We start from the raw sequence: 17,310 nt of genomic DNA on the forward strand, positions 1-17,310 counted from the left end.
AGACTCCTCGAAAATATAAATCGATTTTCATCGTGCGATGTGGATTCAAGTAGTTTTCCTTGTCCTACGGGAACAGCGAATGTTTTAGGGTGGGGCGAGTAATCGCAGTCCCACGAGCTGAAGATCCACTCAGAAGCGATCTCCTTCTGAGTTAGCTGAAGCCGTGCCCGTGGAAAGCGGAGAATTCTGCCGGAACGGAGTATAAAGACTCCATCATCATTGCCACCGAAAAGAGTTCAACAAAAGTTTAGAATACTTAATGCGGACTTTATATCAAGTACGACGTAACAACAATACTTACTAAAATAGCTTTAATTTAAGCTTAATAACCGTATTTACTTAAGGTTAAAGAAATACGGTTATTTGTTTAATTAATTTGATTGATCAATATAGGGCATACCTGTACGAAGCAAACCTCTTGTTTCCACACCACCAAGGCCTTTATCACCTGTTAACGTATTTCTAAGTGCATCGTAAACCCCCACCTTATCCATAAATGGCGTATATGCAATTTTAGCTGCTATATAGACTGGATCTAAGGCGTGTATATTAATTCTTGATGGTGAGCTGGCAAAGTTTGCACCTGCCCTTATTAACGACTCAAAATGTGACTGACAGGCACCTGCAAAAATAACAAGTTGATCTAAATTTGGGATCACCTTTCTTGCTTCCCTTACCGTCTCAGCAAAGTATTTGGAGTGACGGTAAGCTCGGATATCATTTTTATCTCCATTATTTCTTGAAAATGCATCATGGCCTGTAATTACAATGATATCAGGTTGAATTTTCTTTACCAAAGAACCAATTTCTAATGACATTTCTTTTTCGTTTAAATGCACACCATGAACTTGCAAACCTATTCGTTGGTATAAATCAATACACTTTTTTAAATATAATCGGTCACCATCTAAATGGAGAACCCTAGCAGGAATTTGAAAGTAATTTGTTGGTTGATGATAACCAGCAGTAGATTCGTATTCTCGTTTTTCTTTCATCAGCTGATAATCTTGACGGAATAAACGATAGGAATAGTCTTCTTTTTCTTTAATACTCTTTCTTCTTTTTTCTAAGTCTCTTTCTTCGACTTTTTCAAGGTCTTCGACATGTGCATCTGCTTCTAAGCGGATATCTTCCCCGTGAAGCAATACCGTGTCGTTATGAATATTAATAATCCGAAACAAGATATCATGTTTATAAGACGCGCGTGTTACTAATTCACCCGTACTTAGATTCATTTTTTCACCTCACACATAGACCGTTCGTATTTTTACATAATAATTAATTCGAGTATGCTATTATCGTTATAAAATAGCCTATGTTGAGATGAAAAACTTGTTCCTTACTATACACACCCCTAAAAGAAAATTCTATTATGCTGGGTAAAATGAATTTGCTAAATCTGCAAATTCATTCATATTCAAAGATTCTCCTCTTCTTGTTCCATCAATCCCGGCTAGTTGTAATTTACTTTCTATTTGTTCCTTGGTTAACGTATCAGAAAAGTGTCTTGCTAAATTATTACGTAGTGTTTTTCTTCTCTGTGCAAAACACGCTTGAACTAACGTAAAGAAGAAAGATTCATCTTTCACTGTTACCGGAGGCGTTTCTCTTAGTGATAAATGTAACACAGAAGAATCAACATTTGGTTGCGGCATAAAAACAGTCTTAGGTACGTTTACGGCTACTTTTGCATGAGTATAATATTGAATCGCAATAGACAAAGAACCATAACTTTTTGTATTGGGTTCGGCAGCCATCCGATCGGCCACTTCTTTTTGAATCATTACCGTAATACTAGAAACAGGTAATTGCTCCATAAGTAAATTCATAAGTATTGGTGTAGTTATATAATAAGGCAAGTTTGCAACAATTTTTACTTCTTGGCCTTCTTTAAAAAACTTTTTCATAACACTTTTAATATCTGCTTTTAATATATCTTCATTAACGATTTCAATATTCGTATAACTTTGTAATGTGTCTTCTAAAATAGGAACTAGCCGTTGATCAATTTCAAAGGCAACCACTTTACTTGAGTGAATCGCAAGCTGTTCTGTTAACGCACCCATCCCTGGCCCAATTTCGATAGCAGCTATCTCTTTATCTATTCCAGCAACTTCTATAATTTTCTCTAGAATATTTACATCGATTAGAAAGTTTTGTCCCAAGCTTTTCTTAAAGGAAAATCCATATTTATTTAGAATCTCTTTTGTTTTTGTTGGTGTTGCAATTGCTTTATTGTTGTTCATTTTTTTCCTCCTGTACAATTCGCTCTATCGTCTGCTTAAAAGTTGCTTTTGTAATATGAAACATATTAAGTCTTTTTAGTAGTTGCTTCCCGTTCGTATAGCCAATGCGGAGTTCTAATCCTAATTTTTGTCTCCTATCTTTTGCTTTTGGTCCACCTAGTAAGCCACATGCAAGTAAATCTTCTTTTGTAAGTTCATTATTATATCCACTGCTTAATTCATAAACACTAGCAAGCGCTTGTCGTATTGTCGCTAAAGAAGCATGCTCTATACCAATTCCTTTATCATGTTTTGCTTTTGCTTCTGCTTTTGACAAAAAGGCATGCTTACAACCCGGAACGGAATTGGATACAATATGTCTTATTCGCTCTCCAGGGTAATCTGGATCAGTAAAAATGATTACACCTCTTATTTCATTAGCATGCTTTATCTGTTTAATAATATCAGCGTTAATAGCTGATCCATTTGTTTCTATTGTATCTGCATCAACGGCCTGTTTTATCTTTGCCGTATCATCTTTTCCTTCTACAACGATTATCTCTTTAACTTTCAATGTTATTCCTCCATCTTAATCCATGCCCCTAATTATAAATCAATTCTATATGAAGTATAGTTTCTCTGTATATGCACACTTTCTATCGTATTGTAATATAGTAAAAAGTGCCAGCTTCATGAAAAAAAAAGCTCTTACCATTATGGCAAGAGCTTTTTAAAGATATCAATCTAAAATTTTCACTTGTACATTCCTAGAACCAAAACTATACGCTTCACTTTTAGAAGCTACGTGTAAATCAATTTTGTTTCCATTGATTGCTCCACCTGTATCACCAGCAATTGCATTGCCATATCCTTCTACCCATACTCTCGTACCGAGTGGAATGACACTTGGATCTACAGCAATAACTTTAGCATTGGGATTACTGTTTAAATCAATCCCTGTTGCAGTTATCCCTGAGCACCCATTACAATTAGCAGTATATGCTGTTGCATTCATATAAAGTGTTTTAGAACTGCTATTGCTATCTCCTCGGGATACTGTATTACTGCCAGTATTGGCACTTGTATTTGTTTTTGGAATTACTTTTGTACCAACCGCAACAACACGCTCTTCACTTTCTTTTTTAACTTCTTCTTTCACTAACTCACGGGATACTTCTTCACCATTTTCAAGTACAACTTCGTAATGTTTCTCTACTAAGCCTTCTGCTCCTGAAGAAACAACTTTTTCTTTTCCTTTATTTAATGAACTGTCACTTTTAGTAACTACGGAATAATCTATCGTTTCCTCTACAACATCAGTCACCTTTTCTACACGTGTAATCTGTATTGTAGATTCTTTCGAAAGCTTATCTGATTCTTTAGGTTCTAACCTATCTAAATCACCGAGTTCTATTTTTTCGCTAGTTAATAAGTCATTGACGGTACCTCCAGTGGTCCAAACTTCCTTTTCTTCACCACCGTCGTTAACCGTAACTTGATATGCCTTTTTAATACTGATATTCAGGCCATCTTCAAGTCCCTTATCTTTTCCAACTGACAGCTCATCGTGTTCACTTATTTCCAACTTGTTTTCAGTTAGAAAATCACCTACCGTATCAACTGTTGAGTAATACGCTTCGTCTTCGCCATCTATTGTTACTATGATTTGTTTTGCTTTTTCATATTTGATTTCCATATCGGATTGTATTAGTGCGTCTTTGGCATGTGAAAGGGAATCATATTCTTCCACTTCGATTTCTAGATCATTAAGTAGTTCATCAACTGTTTCTGCATGTGTGCGTACAGTTATAACTTCTCCATCCTGAATGACTGTAACTTGTGCTTTTGTAACTTGGTAGGTTCCTAATCCCACTAAAAGTAATAAAGCAATTACTGTGACAATAGGTAAAACCAGCTTTTTGTTTAATGCCGGCAATAGCTTTGAAAAGTTTTTCATGCTCGTTTGCCTCCTTTATTCCCGCTGTTGTATTATAGTAATACCATAATTGACTGTCAAATGATGTTTCGTACATTAAATTAGCCAGGAATCCTTTTACAACAACGCTTATAGCTACTTTTGGTTAAAATATTTCAAAAACATTAAAAATAGATTACATGCTTAGAAAATATAAAATGAAATAAAGGTTAAGTCTGTTGCAAGCACCTTTGTAGCTTTATCTAGGCAATTAAAACACATATCTATGTTGTCCTCTTTACCACAAAGATGTTTGTCTTTAGACCTCGGGTGGGGTAGGTGTTTAGCTTACATCTACGTTTTTTTTTGCTTTCTTAACTCTTGAATAAACTAATCGTTAAATTAAATTAGAGGAGTTCCCTTCGATAGGAATCTCCTCTGATATTCTTAATAAACTAATTCTCTATAATTTAATGTTAAATAAGTTTAAAGCATTATTTGTTGTTGCTTCACTAACTTCTTCTATAGAGATATTTCTCAAATTGGCAATTTGTTCAGCTACCAACTTAACATAGGCTGGTTCATTTCTCTTACCACGGTTAGGATGTGGTGCAAGAAAAGGGCAATCTGTTTCAATTAATAATCGGTCTAATGGAACTTCTTTAGCTACTTCTTTTGGCATCGTTGCATTCTTAAATGTTACTGGCCCTCCTAGTGATATATAAAAATTCATATCAAGGCACGCTTGAACATAGGCTGTTGAATCGTTGTAACAATGCATAATACCACCAACGTCTTCAGCCTTTTCTTCTTGTAAGATTTGTATAATATCTTCTGTCGCTTCACGGTTATGGATGATTATAGGCATGTTAACCTTTTTAGCTAATTGGATTTGTTTGCGAAATACATCTTTTTGTACTTCTTTTGGTGATTTATCCCAATGATAGTCTAGACCCATTTCTCCTAATGCAACAACTTTAGGATGAGCCGCTAATTGTTCCAACCATTTAAGTTCTTTATCAGTCATATCGACGGCATCTACAGGATGCCAACCAACAGCAGCGTATATAAATTCATTAGCTTCTGCTAGTTCAATTGCCTTAGGTATCGTTTCATGATCAAAGCCAACAACAACCATAAATTTAACACCCGCTTCATTTGCACGAGCCATTACTTCTTCACGGTCTTCATCAAATTGACTTACATTCAAATGTACATGTGTATCAAAAAGCATACTATGTTCCTCCACTTCTTATATCTTTAAAAGGAAAAACGCCTACCACATCATTCAAATGGATAAGCGTTTCATTACTTATTTCACAATGGACCCGTTTGGCAGGTTTTGTTCCACTGTTGCAAGAACTAGTCTACCTGATTCATCTTCTCCAGATAAAATCATTCCTTGAGAAAGCTGGCCACGAAGTTTTACAGGTTTTAAGTTTGTGACACAGATAACTTTTTTACCGGTTAATTCTTCTGGACTATAATGCTCCGCAATTCCCGAAACTACTTGTCTTTTTTCACTACCTAAATCTAATTGAATTCGTAGCAACTTGTCAGCATTCTTCATTTTTTCTGCTTTTAGGACTTCTGCAACACGAAGGTCTAATTTCATGAACTCCTCAAATGTAACTTCATCTTTTACTTGTTGTTCAGTTTCTTCTTGTTTTGATACAGGTTTTTTCATCATATCTTTAATAATTTGAACTTCTTCCTCAGCATCCAGACGTGGGAAGATAGGGTCTTTCTTGCTTACTGAAGTTCCTTCTATAACAACACCAAAATCCACCAGGCTTTCCCATTCTTTATCCTGTTCATTTTCGACACCAATCTGTTGAAATATCTTATTAGGCGTTTCTGTTAAGAAAGGTCTTAGTAGTATAGCAATACGACGTAATGAATCGACTAAATGAGCCATTACATTGCCAAGACGATCTTTATTTACATCATCTTTAGCTAATACCCATGGTTTTGTCTCATCAATATACTTGTTGGTCCTACTTATATATTGCCAAATAGAAGTTAATGCGACAGAAAAACCCATATTTTCTAAAGCATCTTCAACCTTTTTGACAGTTTCAATACCTAGTTCTTCGATATGTTTATCAAACTCATCCTCTGATAAAGTAAATGCAGGTATTTTACCATCAAAGTATTTTACTACCATCGCCACTGTACGGTTAACTAGATTCCCTAAATCATTTGCTAAGTCATAATTAGTTCTCTCAACGAACCCTTCCGGTGTAAATACACCATCAGACCCAAAAGGAACCTCTCTAAGTAAATAATATCGAAGCGAGTCAAGACCATAACGGTCAGTTAAATCAATGGGATTAACAACGTTTCCTTTGGATTTCGACATTTTTCCATCTTTCATCAAAATCCACCCGTGTGCAAAAACCTTTTTAGGTAAAGGCAAATCTAATGCCATTAACATAATTGGCCAATAAATCGTATGGAATCTCACAATTTCTTTACTCATTAAGTGTACATCTGCCGGCCAATATTTCTGGTACTTTTCATCATCATCTGTTCCATAACCTAATGCTGTTATATAGTTTGATAATGCATCAATCCAAACATAAATCACATGTTTAGGGTTTCCAGGAACTTTTATTCCCCAATCGAATGTAGTTCGAGAAACTGCAAGATCCTCAAGCCCTGGTTTAATGAAATTATTAATCATTTCATTTTTTCTGCTTTCAGGTTGAATAAACTCAGGGTTTTCTTCATAATAAGCTAATAGTCGATCTACGTATTTACTCATCTTAAAAAAGTAGGACTCTTCTTTTACATTCTCAACAGGTCCACCACAATCTGGGCAGTTACCATTTTCTAATTGTCTTTCGGTGAAGAATGATTCACATGACGTACAGTAGCTTCCCTCATACTCATCTAAATAGATATCTCCTTGTTCTAAAAGCTGAGCAAAAATTTTCTCTACTACTTTTTTATGACGTTCTTCTGTTGTTCGTATGAAATCATCATAGGATATATCTAATTTCTCCCACAAGTCTTTGATACCACTTACAATTTCATCGACATATTTTTGCGGTGTAACACCATTTTCATCTGCTTTTTTTTGAATTTTTTGGCCATGTTCATCTGTACCTGTTAAGTACATAACGTCATATCCACGCAAACGTTTATACCTTGCCATTACATCCCCTGCGACTGTGCTATAGGCATGCCCAATATGTAAATTACCACTAGGATAATAAATTGGTGTTGTTAAGTAAAAAGTCTTTTTTTCAATTGGCACTTATATTACCTCCTCTATATGTACACCATGTAATTATTCGACAAGCGTTTTGATAAATAGTCTGTTTACATTGTAGCGATTTTCTAATTATATTTCCATATTTTAAAACAATCCACACTATAAAAGTTTATATACTCTATTTAAATAGTCTTGAACATAGTTAACATAAGATAATTATACCTGGGTAAATATAACTGTTATACTTTTTTTCGACATTATACAATGAAAAAATTGTCGAATTTAATCAACATTCAAGTGACTAAGTTTACCAAAAAGGAAAATTAAACCTTTAAGATAACGTTTATCAATACTTTTTAGTGGTAACTTTCCTGAAAATATGCAATAATATCAAAAACCAATTGACACATATGGCAATCGTTGGTAGACTATTAATAAAGTTGTCGAATAATGACGAAATTTTTTTAAAAAAGGGGAGTTTGGATAAATGAAATCGACTGGTATTGTTCGTAAGGTTGATGAATTAGGTCGTGTTGTAATACCAATAGAACTTAGACGTACACTAGGAATTAATGAAAAAGATGCGCTTGAAATTTATGTTGATGATGATAGGATTGTGTTAAAGAAATATAAACCAAGTATGACTTGCCAAGTTACAGGTGAAGTATCTGATGATAATTTATCACTTGCTGACGGTAAACTTGTTCTAAGTCCTGAAGGTGCAAAATCACTAATAGAAGAAATACAATCACGTTTTAATAAATAACCTGATTCCCCTTTCCAATTAATTTGGTAAGGGTCTTTTATTGTGTATATTTATTTCCTACTACTCCTAATCAACATGATACGCTTGATATACATCTCTTTTAGACTGCTTTCTTTCATCTGCGACTCTTTTAATTGCATCCTTACTCCTTATACCTTTTATTTCGACATAGTGATCTACATGTTGTTTTATACTTAAGTTATTCCACCACTGCGGTTGGTCTTGTATTTCTTCCTTATTTCCATCAACAACAATACAAAACTCCCCTTTGATTGTTGCCTCTAGAGCCCAGTCCTGAACTTCTGATAATGTTCCTCTTATATACTCTTCAAACCGCTTGGATAATTCACGTACAATTGAAATGCTTCGATCACCCAGATGTTCATGTAGGTACTGCAATGTATCTAATAAACGATGTGGTGATTCATAAAAGACTAAAGTAGCTTTTATAATACGTAACCGCTCTAGTTCCTCGTCTCGATTCTTTTTCTTTCTAGGTAAGAAACCATAAAAATAAAATTCATCGGTTGAAAGACCCGATCCTACTAAGGCACATATCGCCGCATTGGCTCCAGGTAATACTACCACCGGTATTTCTTCTTCAATAGCTGTTTTAATTATTTCATACCCAGGATCAGATATTCCAGGCATACCTGCATCACTAACTAGTGCAATATCATTTCCTTCGTTAAGGATTTCGAGTAACTTTGACTCTCGTATTTGTTTATTATGTTCATGATAACTAACCAGTCTTTTTTCGATTTCAAAGTGGTTCAGTAATTTTTTTGTGTTTCTTGTATCTTCAGCGGCAATGATTTCTACTGATTTCAACGTATTTAAAGCACGGATTGTAATGTCTTCTAAGTTACCTATTGGAGTAGGCACAACAAACAATGTTCCTGCTGATGTTATGCCTTGGAAGCTACTTTGCGTCTTCATCTACCATCCTACCCTTCCTGATAAGAATTAACCATCATTTCCTTTTCTTTTCGCTTCAATCTCTTTATCTTATATTCAAACTTCATTGCTTCTTTTTTGGTTGCAAACTGTTTGGAGTACACCATTGTGAATGGCCCTCTTCCTCTTGTAAATTTAGCACCTTTACAGGAAAGATGCATTTTTAATCTTCGCTCTAAATTATTTGTATAACCTGTATATAGTGAACCATCTTTACACTTTAATATGTAAACAAAGTGATTACTTGTTATTTCCATATAGAATTTCCTCTAACTCACTTGAATAATTTCCATTTTCATCAAAAGCATATAATGGAGGAAGAATTTTCAAATCTGGACTACCATCCCTGACTCCTTCGATTAATAATGTATTGGCCTCTTTTCCTACTTTCGGATATACCAATCGCATCCTTTTAGGTTCAATTTTATACTTCTGAAACAAAGATAATATCTCCACCAGTCGATTAGGACGATGAACCATAGAAACTTTACCACCTGACTTAGCCAATTTACTACACGCTATTACAACCTCTTCTAATGTGCAGTGAATCTCATGCCTAGCTATAGTTAAGAAATCATTTTTGTTTTGTTCCCTTTTGTTTGGCGTTTTAAAATAGGGCGGGTTCACCGTCACCAGATCAAATTTGTCATTACCAAACCGAGCAGGCATATCCTTTAAATCACCATGAATCATCTTTAATTGTGTTTCTAATTTATTTACTTTTACATTTCGTATAGCCATATCATAAAGACGAGCTTGTATTTCCACTCCTATTATTGGAACATTGGACTTTCTACTTAATAGCAGTGGTATAACTCCATTACCCGTACATAAATCAATAATTTTTCCTTTATTTAGAGGAACATAGGTAAAATTTGCGAGGAGGACAGCATCTAGCGAAAAAGCAAAAACTGTTGGACTTTGTATAATCCGCATATTTTCCTCAGCAAGCAAAAAATCAAGCCGCTCGTCCCCTTTTAAATCAGCCATAAACTCTATCCCCTTCTCCACTTTCTATATTATGACAATCTTGATTGTTTGTAATTCTAGCTTAATATTAACCAAACAAAAGGACTGACTCAAGAAGGTTTGTCTATAAACCTTGGATAGCCAGTCCTACTAATGAGGATACTTCGTTATTAGTATGTTCTTAAAAACATATCTACTTTGTTTTGTTTAAAAACAATAAACAAAACAAACAATCTTCATCTTGTCTTGGGCTCCCAAAATGAACATTACAAATATGGAAGCCTTCTTCATAAAGCCTTGCTAAATTATCGTACCCTTCACCCACGGAGTTATCCTTGCCATCAATATCCTCTGCTGCAATTTGATTGCCTTCTTGGCTACCGTCAAGTCGATTACGTAGATGATGATTTTCTACTGCAAGTCGATGATTTTCCTCTAGAAGTTCACTAAGGTGATTTTTCAAATCACCTAGTTGTTGATAAAGTTGACCAATTTGCTCCTCCATATAGGACACTTGTTCAAAAACTTCTTTTTTATTCACGCTACCTTCCACCCCATTATTCCGTGGCTTGCGTATTGATAACTCCCTCATTTATAAGCTCATCTAAGGTGTATTCTATCACTTTTTCTTTATCAGGAATTTCAATTTGAATAATGCGTTCTAGAATATTTAATCCGACTACTTTCCCCTTACCATAAGGCGTTTTAACATGCTCGCCTAAATCTGGAAGTTGCTTTTTAGCTGTTTCATAGTCATCATTTTCATATTTTAAACAACACATCAATCGACCACAAAGCCCTGAGATTTTTGCAGGATTCAATGATAGATTTTGATCTTTTGCCATTTTAATTGATACAGGCTCAAAATCACCTAAAAAGGTTGAACAACATAGCATACGTCCACAAGGGCCAATGCCTCCTAATAGCTTTGCCTCATCGCGGACACCTATTTGTCTCAGCTCTATCCTGGTTTTAAATATAGATGCAAGATCTTTTACAAGGTCTCTGAAGTCTACCCTTCCATCTGAGGTAAAGTAAAAGATAACTTTGTTGCGATCAAACGTATACTCTACATCCACTAGATTCATATCTAAATTGTGTTGTTGTATCTTTTCCTGACAAACTCGATATGCTTCTTGAGAATTTTCTTGATTTTCAGCAACAGACAATTTATCTTTTTCATTTGCTAATCGGATGACTTTCTTTAAAGGAAGCACAACATCCTCTTCATCAACCTTTTTATTCGATATTACTACCTTACCAAACTCTATACCTCTAACCGTTTCGACAATCACATAATCGTCTTTAACGATTTTCATTTGACCCGGGTCAAAATAATATATTTTACCCGCTTTTTTAAAGCGGACGCCAATCACTTCTACCATTTATTTCACCTCTGCATTTGAAGTGTTAATTGCTCCATTACTAAAGTTGGATGTACATTTTGATCTAATTTTCTTCTAGCTTCCATAATGCTATTTAAGCATTTAGTTGCATGTTGTCTTGACCAGTGCATGGTGGACTGTACTATAGTATCTCGATGATTTATAAAAACAATTAATTCCTCATTACCTATATAGTAATAAATGATGTCTTTATACCATATAATTAATAAGTCTAATCCTTGCTGCAATTGGTTACGATCTTTAAAATGTGTCATCCACTGATTATTAATAAAAAGTAAAGATTCATCAGGTTTAGCTTGGAGCACTTCTACCAATTGTACCACTAACTTTCTAGCATTAGCAAACCACTCATCCTTACTTAACTCAATTGCATCGGAAATATTATTTGTTAAAGCTGCCATTAATTTAGCATTCTCCCCTGATAATCCCTCAACTTGTAATTTTTTCTCTATATTAAGTGGATTTAAAGGTTGTAATGCCATGATTTGACACCGTGATCGTATTGTTTGCAAAATAGATTGGCTATTTTCTGTTAGTAACATTGCTGTAGTAAGTTTACTCGGTTCTTCCAAAAACTTTAGCAAGCGATTGGATGCATTATTAGTCATCTTATCTGCATCAACGATAATATACACTTTGCGATTTGACTCTAATCCAGTATAAGTGAATTCCTTTTGCAAATGTAGAATTTGCTCTTTTTTTATCGATTGACCATCAGGACTAACTAGGTGTACATCAGGGTGATTCCCTGTGTCAATACGATGACAGTCCTTACAATGATTACAAGGTTCTCCACTTTCTTTATTTTTACAATAAATACTCTTTGTTAATAGTAACGCAAGTGACTGTTTGCCAGTACCTTTTGAGCCTTGAAATAAATATGCATGTGAAATACGCTCTCTATTAATACTATTCGTTAGCATCTTACTAACTAATGGTTGTACTGTTGCCATTTCTGCCCATGTATTCATATTGCTCCATCCTTTATTAAAACCATGAGGAAAAGAGAGAGATTTGAAAGAATCTCCCCCAAACAATGATCTTTTGATATTTTAGAGAGTCTGTTTATGAATATAAGTTAATTAATAAACCCTTTATTTCACCAATGACATCGAGTAGTCCAATTGATTTTTTTTCTTGCTTCATCACTAATTCCGTCAATTCAACAAGCTTTTCATCCACTTGCTCAACTAATGTTAATTTTCTACTATTTCCTTCCAGATTCCAACTATGGGACTGTTTTAAATCCATTCCATATTGAACAGCTTCTTTAACAAAATCTTTTACCATACGCTTATATTTAGCTAAGTCTTTAAATGAACGGTAACGAGCAAGCTTTTCCCCTTGTGCAGTTAGTTCCTTCATAGACTGTTGAAGTTCAGCATCTTTTAACTTATGGGATTGGGTTGCTATGATATTATCAAAATTTTTAGGACTGTTCGTCTGTTGAAGAGGATTCTTTTTAGTCGAATCTAGTTGAGATCTTAAATCATGATTAATTTTCATCTAATTATCCCCTTTGGGCCCCAAGATTAATTTAAAATTGAAAGAAAGAATCAACAGGTAAAACGAAAACAGTAGCTCCTCCCACCTCGACATTAATAGGTCTTGGAATGTATGAATCTGCATTACCACCCATAGGAGAAATTGGGGCCACCATTTGTTCCCGTTGACTACAATTATCTTGAATTACTTTTAATGCATCATCCACGTAATCATCGTTACAACCGATCATCAAGGTTGTGTTACCTTCTTTTAAAAAACCGCCTGTTGTCGATAACTTTGTTATTTTAAATTCATAATCACCTAAAGCATCTACTAAACGATTACTATCCTTATCTTGTACCACAGCTAAAATTAATTTCATAAATTTCGCCTCCTTTTCATTTACTTTAATTATATTCGAATCTCCTCTTGTAGTTGTCTAGGAAGTAATTTGTTATTTCTTTGAATTTATAAAAGTTTTTATCCTGTTGTAAGTTGCCAATTCAACTTCTTTAATACTTGGTGTAGCATCTATTTGAAAGATACGCTTCGAAAATTTATCCATTAACAACTGATACCCTTCATATACCTTTTTGTGAAAATTCAACTTTTCCAAGTCTAAACGATTTTGCTCTCTACTTTTATTCGCCAAAATACGCTTCAGACCTTCTTCCGGCTGTATATCAAAAAACAATGTTAAATCGGGCATACAATTTTCAATAGCAAATTGATTCATTTGATAAACCTCGTCCATACCAAGTTCACGTGCATAACCTTGATAAGTTAAGCTACTATCAATAAATCGATCACACAAGACGAGTTTGCCACTACTTAATGCTGGAAGCACTTTTTCTACTAAGTGTTGCCTTCTTGCTGCCGCATAAAGTAGAGCCTCTGTTCTACCATCCATTGCAGTGTGTGCAGGATCAAGGATGATACTTCTGATTTTTTCTGCTATTTCAATTCCTCCTGGTTCTCGAGTTGTTATTACATCATAGCCATCTTTCCTTAACCTATTTGCTGTTAGTTGGAGTATTGAGGTCTTGCCTGCACCCTCCCCACCCTCAAAAGTTATAAAGTATCCGGTCACTGTAATGCTCCTTTTTATCCTATAAAAATACGTTCAAGCCATAGTTAATATTTACATTTTGAAAACTTGTTCCTTTTAGCAAAAGATACTTGATTATGTTTAAGTGTTGGGTCGTTACTACTTCCCCCTTAACAAGGATTGGTATACCTGGTGGATAGGGGATAATAGCTTCTGCAGCAACATGTTCAAATACATCGTCCCATTTTAAAAACATCGTTTTTTTATTTTTCATTTCCTCGTAAGAGTATATAAGACCCTTTATAGTATCTGGGAAATAGTCTATCTTACTTTCTATTGTAGCATGCTTAGTCTCGAATTTTAATTGTTCATTTATCTTTTGTACTGCATTATTTAACCAATTCCAATCCTCAAACGGTTCTAGTCCTAATACAAATAAGATTTGATTATATGTAGCTAATTCAGGAAATAACTTTTCATGCTCGAAAAGCTTCGCTACATCCAAGCCATTAATACCTTTTTCCATTTGAATCGTCACCTTTAAAGGATCATTAACACCAAAAACATTACTTTCAACATGCCAAAAAATGCTATTATCAAGACATTCACGAAATTCAAATACACTTTCGTTCAATAACTGTAATTGGTCTTTATTTATCATTTCTAAGTAATACCTAGCTAAATCTAGGCTTGCCATAATGGGATAAGATGGACTGCTTGATTGTAACATAGTAAGGTAACCAGTTACTTTATCAGTCGGAATTAACTTTGATTTCACATGTAAATATGCCGCCATCGTCATCGCTGGGGCCATCTTGTGTGCTGACTGAACAACTATATCAGCACCTTGCTCTAAAGCAGTTTTTGGAAACATGTTACCTACTGAAAAATGTACACCATGCGCTTCATCCACTAATACAGGTATATTGAATTGATGTACATCATGTACGATTTCTTCTAAATCAAATGTACAACCAAAATAATCTGGGTACGTTAACACGACTGCTTTAGCATCAGGATGTGCGTTTAGTGCTTCATTTATCATAGCTTTAGTTGGAGCCGTATACCTATTTATTTGTTCATCAAATACCGGTGCAACAAAAATAGGTCTTGCGCCACTAAGCTCCAACCCATTAAGGATAGATTTATGACAATTTCTCTGAACTATTACCTGATCTCCTGGAGCACAGACTGCTAATAACATTGCAAGGTTACCAACTGTGCTACCCCCTACTAAAAAATGGGTTTGTTCTGCACCAAACCAACTGGCTGCAAGCTGTTGGGATTCTTTTATTACCCCAGTTGGAGCATGTAAATCATCTAAACCAGATAGTTCAGTAATATCCAGCTTTAAAATACTTTCATATTCTCTTTTCCCTAAATCAGTAAATATCTTCCCGTTTTTATGTCCTGGTACATGAAAAGACATTGATTCTAATCTAGAAAAGGACTTTAATTTTTCAAATAAAGGTGCATGTTTGTTTTTGTCATTCATATAATTTCATCCCTTTTCGATCTATAAAACATTCTTCTACTAATATAGTGTTTTATTTCTTAACCTACATCTATTATAACAATTCTTACTAAAAAAACCCTTATCGTAGGGGGGAAACGATAAGAGTTTTTAAATAAATCTATGAATATAAAGTTGGTTGATTAATATGTTTAAGCTTTTGTAAGTAATATTTGTATTGCTCTTCTGTTGGCTCTGTATGAATCATCTTGTGTTCACATTCGCAGCAAATAAATAAATTATATAGATAAATTCCTTTCTCTTTCTCTTCATCACATATGCCACAGCTTTTTTGTTCTTTAATTATCTCCATTTCTCCACCTCCGCTAGTTAGTATCTCCTAATCTAACGTTATCTATACATAAGACTTTTAAAATAGTTATATTCTATTCTATGGAAAGTTGCCTCCTAACTTGTTTGTACAGTTATAATTTTACTTGTACTTATTTAGACTTTTAAATATTTTTTTAAAATAATGCAATTAAATTTAGGTTCTATACTAAATGTGGTGGTGTCCTCAGTCCTATCAAGGGAGTAAAGAACAGCAAAAAAATACACTCATTCCCCTTATTGAAGGGCCAATTGTGTCCAATAAACCTGTATAAATTTCTCTTAAAAAAAAGACGCTATTTGTGTAAAACTTGTAGTTATACTTTTTATGAACAACTTCAGATGGTGAGTCATTATCAACGGTGTACCAGCTCTATTCAAACGACTGCGTTAACGTGTACAGCTGTGGGTTCTTTTACTAGCGCTCCAGTTAACTGGAATGAGTTCCAATCGGTTATTGCGGATTTTTGAAAGACAACAAGTAGATACGAAAAAGATACTTCCCCATGCAATAGCGATAGATGAATTCAAGGGTTGTGCAGGTGGATAAAGGTTTCAGACTGTGGTTGCCGACGTGGAAAATAAAGAGATTGGGGATGTTAGGTAAATACAATCAAGGCCTATTGACAATCGTGTGACACAAGTAATGTTCAAATTTTTGTCATGAATTTATCAAAGTCTTTCAAACAAGCCTTTGCGTAAATCATTAGGAAATCCATTAATCATCGCGGATTGTTTTCACTTTATGCGACAAGTGTATTGGGCACTAGTTGGAGTTAGACTTGAAGTTCAACGAAATCTAGAGAAAAAAGAACGAATCCGTATGAAACGAAGTAAAAATTACTGTGGAAATCAACCTATAAGTTATCAGAGGAAGAACGAGAAAAGGTAAATCAACTACTTCAGTACATCCTCAATTACAAGAAGCCTATGAATTGAAAAATAAGCTAGATCAATGGTTTAAAGAAAGTGATGAATTTACTGCAACGAAAGGATTAGAAGAATGTTTAATGGCTATGAAAGTTTCTAAGATAGATGCTTTTCATAAGGTGATGAAGACATTTAAACGTTGGAAGCAAGAGATTATATAGTCATCTATGTATCCTTTTAATAATGGATATATTGAGGGTGTAAACAACATGATTAAAGTATCGAAACGTATGTCTTATGGGATAAAAAATTACAAACGATTAAAAAAGAAAATCCTATGGCGACAAGAAGTTAGAAGAGCTTTAGCTTAAACGAAAAAAAAGAGGTGGGGGAGTGAGAATCACACCACCACATTTGCTAGAGAACCTTAAATTTATAAAAATTAATCTAATGTGTTATTAAACAGTTAAAAACCCTAAAGAAACAATATTCTTAAGGGTTTACTTTTGGCCTAGCGGCGTCCTACTCTCGCAGGGGCAAAGCCCCAACTACCATGGGCGCTGGAGAGCTTAACTACTGTGTTCGGCATGGGAACAGGTGTGGCCT

Annotated in this window: 19 protein-coding genes, 1 rRNA gene and 1 pseudogene; 3 read left to right on the forward strand and 18 right to left on the reverse strand. The window is 34.6% G+C overall.

What is annotated here, in order from left to right; genetic code table 11:
* Positions 1 to 371: 371 nt before the first annotated feature.
* From yabG to metG, 6 genes are all read right to left on the reverse strand, one after another.
* The gene (gene yabG / locus QQS35_RS01160; RefSeq protein ID WP_285929885.1) at positions 372 to 1,235 is read right to left on the reverse strand and encodes a sporulation peptidase YabG; all 864 of its coding nucleotides are present in this window, start codon (positions 1,233 to 1,235) and stop codon (positions 372 to 374) included.
* A gap of 135 nt (positions 1,236 to 1,370) precedes the next feature.
* Positions 1,371 to 2,246 carry a 16S rRNA (adenine(1518)-N(6)/adenine(1519)-N(6))-dimethyltransferase RsmA gene (gene rsmA, locus QQS35_RS01165; RefSeq protein WP_285929886.1) on the reverse strand — a complete coding sequence of 292 codons (876 nt, stop codon included), beginning with the start codon at positions 2,244 to 2,246 and terminating at the stop codon, positions 1,371 to 1,373.
* Positions 2,233 to 2,799, reverse strand: coding sequence for a ribonuclease M5 (gene rnmV / locus QQS35_RS01170; RefSeq protein ID WP_285929887.1), 567 nt, complete (start codon positions 2,797 to 2,799; stop codon positions 2,233 to 2,235). Before rnmV ends, rsmA begins: the two co-directional genes overlap by 14 nt.
* A 165-nt stretch (positions 2,800 to 2,964) precedes the next feature.
* Entirely contained in the window at positions 2,965 to 4,182 is a 1,218-nt protein-coding gene (locus QQS35_RS01175; protein WP_285929888.1) for a G5 and 3D domain-containing protein, read from the reverse strand.
* A 421-nt stretch (positions 4,183 to 4,603) separates the two neighbouring features.
* A complete protein-coding gene (locus QQS35_RS01180) occupies positions 4,604 to 5,374 on the reverse strand; it encodes a TatD family hydrolase (RefSeq protein ID WP_285929889.1) in 771 nt (256 codons plus the stop codon).
* A gap of 78 nt (positions 5,375 to 5,452) precedes the next feature.
* On the reverse strand, positions 5,453 to 7,396 hold the full coding sequence (gene metG, locus QQS35_RS01185; RefSeq protein WP_407933931.1) for a methionine--tRNA ligase: 1,944 nt from the start codon (positions 7,394 to 7,396) through the stop codon (positions 5,453 to 5,455).
* A 451-nt stretch (positions 7,397 to 7,847) separates the two neighbouring features.
* Between metG and QQS35_RS01190 the strand changes: the two genes are divergently transcribed.
* Positions 7,848 to 8,126, forward strand: a complete 279-nt coding sequence (locus QQS35_RS01190) for an AbrB/MazE/SpoVT family DNA-binding domain-containing protein (protein WP_285929891.1) — start codon at positions 7,848 to 7,850, stop codon at positions 8,124 to 8,126.
* A gap of 66 nt (positions 8,127 to 8,192) precedes the next feature.
* Here QQS35_RS01190 and rsmI read toward each other — a convergent pair whose 3' ends face one another.
* The 11 genes from rsmI to QQS35_RS01245 form a co-directional block, all read right to left on the reverse strand.
* Positions 8,193 to 9,065: a 16S rRNA (cytidine(1402)-2'-O)-methyltransferase gene (gene rsmI, locus QQS35_RS01195; protein WP_285929892.1), complete on the reverse strand. Its 873-nt coding sequence runs from the start codon at positions 9,063 to 9,065 to the stop codon at positions 8,193 to 8,195.
* Positions 9,066 to 9,073: 8 nt separating this feature from the next.
* Positions 9,074 to 9,334 (reverse strand): GIY-YIG nuclease family protein, encoded by a 261-nt coding sequence (locus tag QQS35_RS01200; RefSeq protein ID WP_285929906.1) that lies wholly within the window; start codon positions 9,332 to 9,334, stop codon positions 9,074 to 9,076.
* A complete protein-coding gene (locus tag QQS35_RS01205) occupies positions 9,324 to 10,073 on the reverse strand; it encodes a tRNA1(Val) (adenine(37)-N6)-methyltransferase (RefSeq protein ID WP_285929893.1) in 750 nt (249 codons plus the stop codon). Before QQS35_RS01205 ends, QQS35_RS01200 begins: the two co-directional genes overlap by 11 nt.
* Before the next feature lie 172 nt (positions 10,074 to 10,245).
* Positions 10,246 to 10,593, reverse strand: a complete 348-nt coding sequence (gene yabA, locus QQS35_RS01210; RefSeq protein WP_285929894.1) for a DNA replication initiation control protein YabA — start codon at positions 10,591 to 10,593, stop codon at positions 10,246 to 10,248.
* 16 nt (positions 10,594 to 10,609) lie between these two features.
* Complete coding sequence (locus tag QQS35_RS01215; protein WP_285929895.1) at positions 10,610 to 11,437, reverse strand: PSP1 domain-containing protein; 828 nt, start codon at positions 11,435 to 11,437, stop codon at positions 10,610 to 10,612.
* Positions 11,438 to 11,442: 5 nt separating this feature from the next.
* A complete protein-coding gene (gene holB, locus QQS35_RS01220; protein ID WP_285929896.1) occupies positions 11,443 to 12,429 on the reverse strand; it encodes a DNA polymerase III subunit delta' in 987 nt (328 codons plus the stop codon).
* A gap of 94 nt (positions 12,430 to 12,523) precedes the next feature.
* On the reverse strand, positions 12,524 to 12,964 hold the full coding sequence (locus tag QQS35_RS01225; RefSeq protein ID WP_285929897.1) for a YaaR family protein: 441 nt from the start codon (positions 12,962 to 12,964) through the stop codon (positions 12,524 to 12,526).
* Positions 12,965 to 12,995: 31 nt separating this feature from the next.
* Positions 12,996 to 13,325: a cyclic-di-AMP receptor gene (locus QQS35_RS01230; RefSeq protein ID WP_285929898.1), complete on the reverse strand. Its 330-nt coding sequence runs from the start codon at positions 13,323 to 13,325 to the stop codon at positions 12,996 to 12,998.
* A gap of 72 nt (positions 13,326 to 13,397) precedes the next feature.
* A complete protein-coding gene (tmk, locus tag QQS35_RS01235) occupies positions 13,398 to 14,033 on the reverse strand; it encodes a dTMP kinase (protein ID WP_285929899.1) in 636 nt (211 codons plus the stop codon).
* A gap of 19 nt (positions 14,034 to 14,052) precedes the next feature.
* On the reverse strand, positions 14,053 to 15,486 hold the full coding sequence (locus tag QQS35_RS01240; RefSeq protein WP_285929901.1) for an aminotransferase class I/II-fold pyridoxal phosphate-dependent enzyme: 1,434 nt from the start codon (positions 15,484 to 15,486) through the stop codon (positions 14,053 to 14,055).
* Positions 15,487 to 15,625: 139 nt separating this feature from the next.
* Complete coding sequence (locus QQS35_RS01245; RefSeq protein WP_285929903.1) at positions 15,626 to 15,817, reverse strand: sigma factor G inhibitor Gin; 192 nt, start codon at positions 15,815 to 15,817, stop codon at positions 15,626 to 15,628.
* Positions 15,818 to 16,579: 762 nt separating this feature from the next.
* On the opposite strand from QQS35_RS01245, the gene QQS35_RS01250 reads away from it, so the two are divergent.
* Positions 16,580 to 16,726, forward strand: a complete 147-nt coding sequence (locus tag QQS35_RS01250) for a hypothetical protein (protein ID WP_285929904.1) — start codon at positions 16,580 to 16,582, stop codon at positions 16,724 to 16,726.
* A pseudogene (locus QQS35_RS01255) lies at positions 16,701 to 17,075 on the forward strand (transposase). The gene QQS35_RS01250 and the pseudogene QQS35_RS01255 overlap by 26 nt, the downstream one beginning before the upstream one ends.
* A gap of 138 nt (positions 17,076 to 17,213) precedes the next feature.
* On the opposite strand, the gene rrf reads toward QQS35_RS01255, so the two are convergent.
* Positions 17,214 to 17,310 (reverse strand): 5S ribosomal RNA (gene rrf / locus QQS35_RS01260); the annotation flags it as partial.

The sequence above is a fragment of the Aquibacillus rhizosphaerae genome, assembly GCF_030282825.1.
Taxonomy (GTDB): domain Bacteria; phylum Bacillota; class Bacilli; order Bacillales; family Amphibacillaceae; genus Aquibacillus_C; species Aquibacillus_C rhizosphaerae.

Coding starts and splice junctions, on each gene's coding strand:
- holB (WP_285929896.1), bottom strand. CDS start 12,429: ATGAATACATGGGCAGAAATGGCAACAGTACAACCATTAGTTAGTAAG.
- rsmA (WP_285929886.1), bottom strand. CDS start 2,246: ATGAACAACAATAAAGCAATTGCAACACCAACAAAAACAAAAGAGATT.
- QQS35_RS01215 (WP_285929895.1), bottom strand. CDS start 11,437: ATGGTAGAAGTGATTGGCGTCCGCTTTAAAAAAGCGGGTAAAATATAT.
- QQS35_RS01190 (WP_285929891.1), top strand. CDS start 7,848: ATGAAATCGACTGGTATTGTTCGTAAGGTTGATGAATTAGGTCGTGTT.
- QQS35_RS01180 (WP_285929889.1), bottom strand. CDS start 5,374: ATGCTTTTTGATACACATGTACATTTGAATGTAAGTCAATTTGATGAA.
- rsmI (WP_285929892.1), bottom strand. CDS start 9,065: ATGAAGACGCAAAGTAGCTTCCAAGGCATAACATCAGCAGGAACATTG.
- QQS35_RS01225 (WP_285929897.1), bottom strand. CDS start 12,964: ATGAAAATTAATCATGATTTAAGATCTCAACTAGATTCGACTAAAAAG.
- QQS35_RS01175 (WP_285929888.1), bottom strand. CDS start 4,182: ATGAAAAACTTTTCAAAGCTATTGCCGGCATTAAACAAAAAGCTGGTT.
- QQS35_RS01250 (WP_285929904.1), top strand. CDS start 16,580: ATGCGACAAGTGTATTGGGCACTAGTTGGAGTTAGACTTGAAGTTCAA.
- yabG (WP_285929885.1), bottom strand. CDS start 1,235: ATGAATCTAAGTACGGGTGAATTAGTAACACGCGCGTCTTATAAACAT.
- QQS35_RS01245 (WP_285929903.1), bottom strand. CDS start 15,817: ATGGAGATAATTAAAGAACAAAAAAGCTGTGGCATATGTGATGAAGAG.
- QQS35_RS01240 (WP_285929901.1), bottom strand. CDS start 15,486: ATGAATGACAAAAACAAACATGCACCTTTATTTGAAAAATTAAAGTCC.
- QQS35_RS01230 (WP_285929898.1), bottom strand. CDS start 13,325: ATGAAATTAATTTTAGCTGTGGTACAAGATAAGGATAGTAATCGTTTA.
- QQS35_RS01205 (WP_285929893.1), bottom strand. CDS start 10,073: ATGGCTGATTTAAAAGGGGACGAGCGGCTTGATTTTTTGCTTGCTGAG.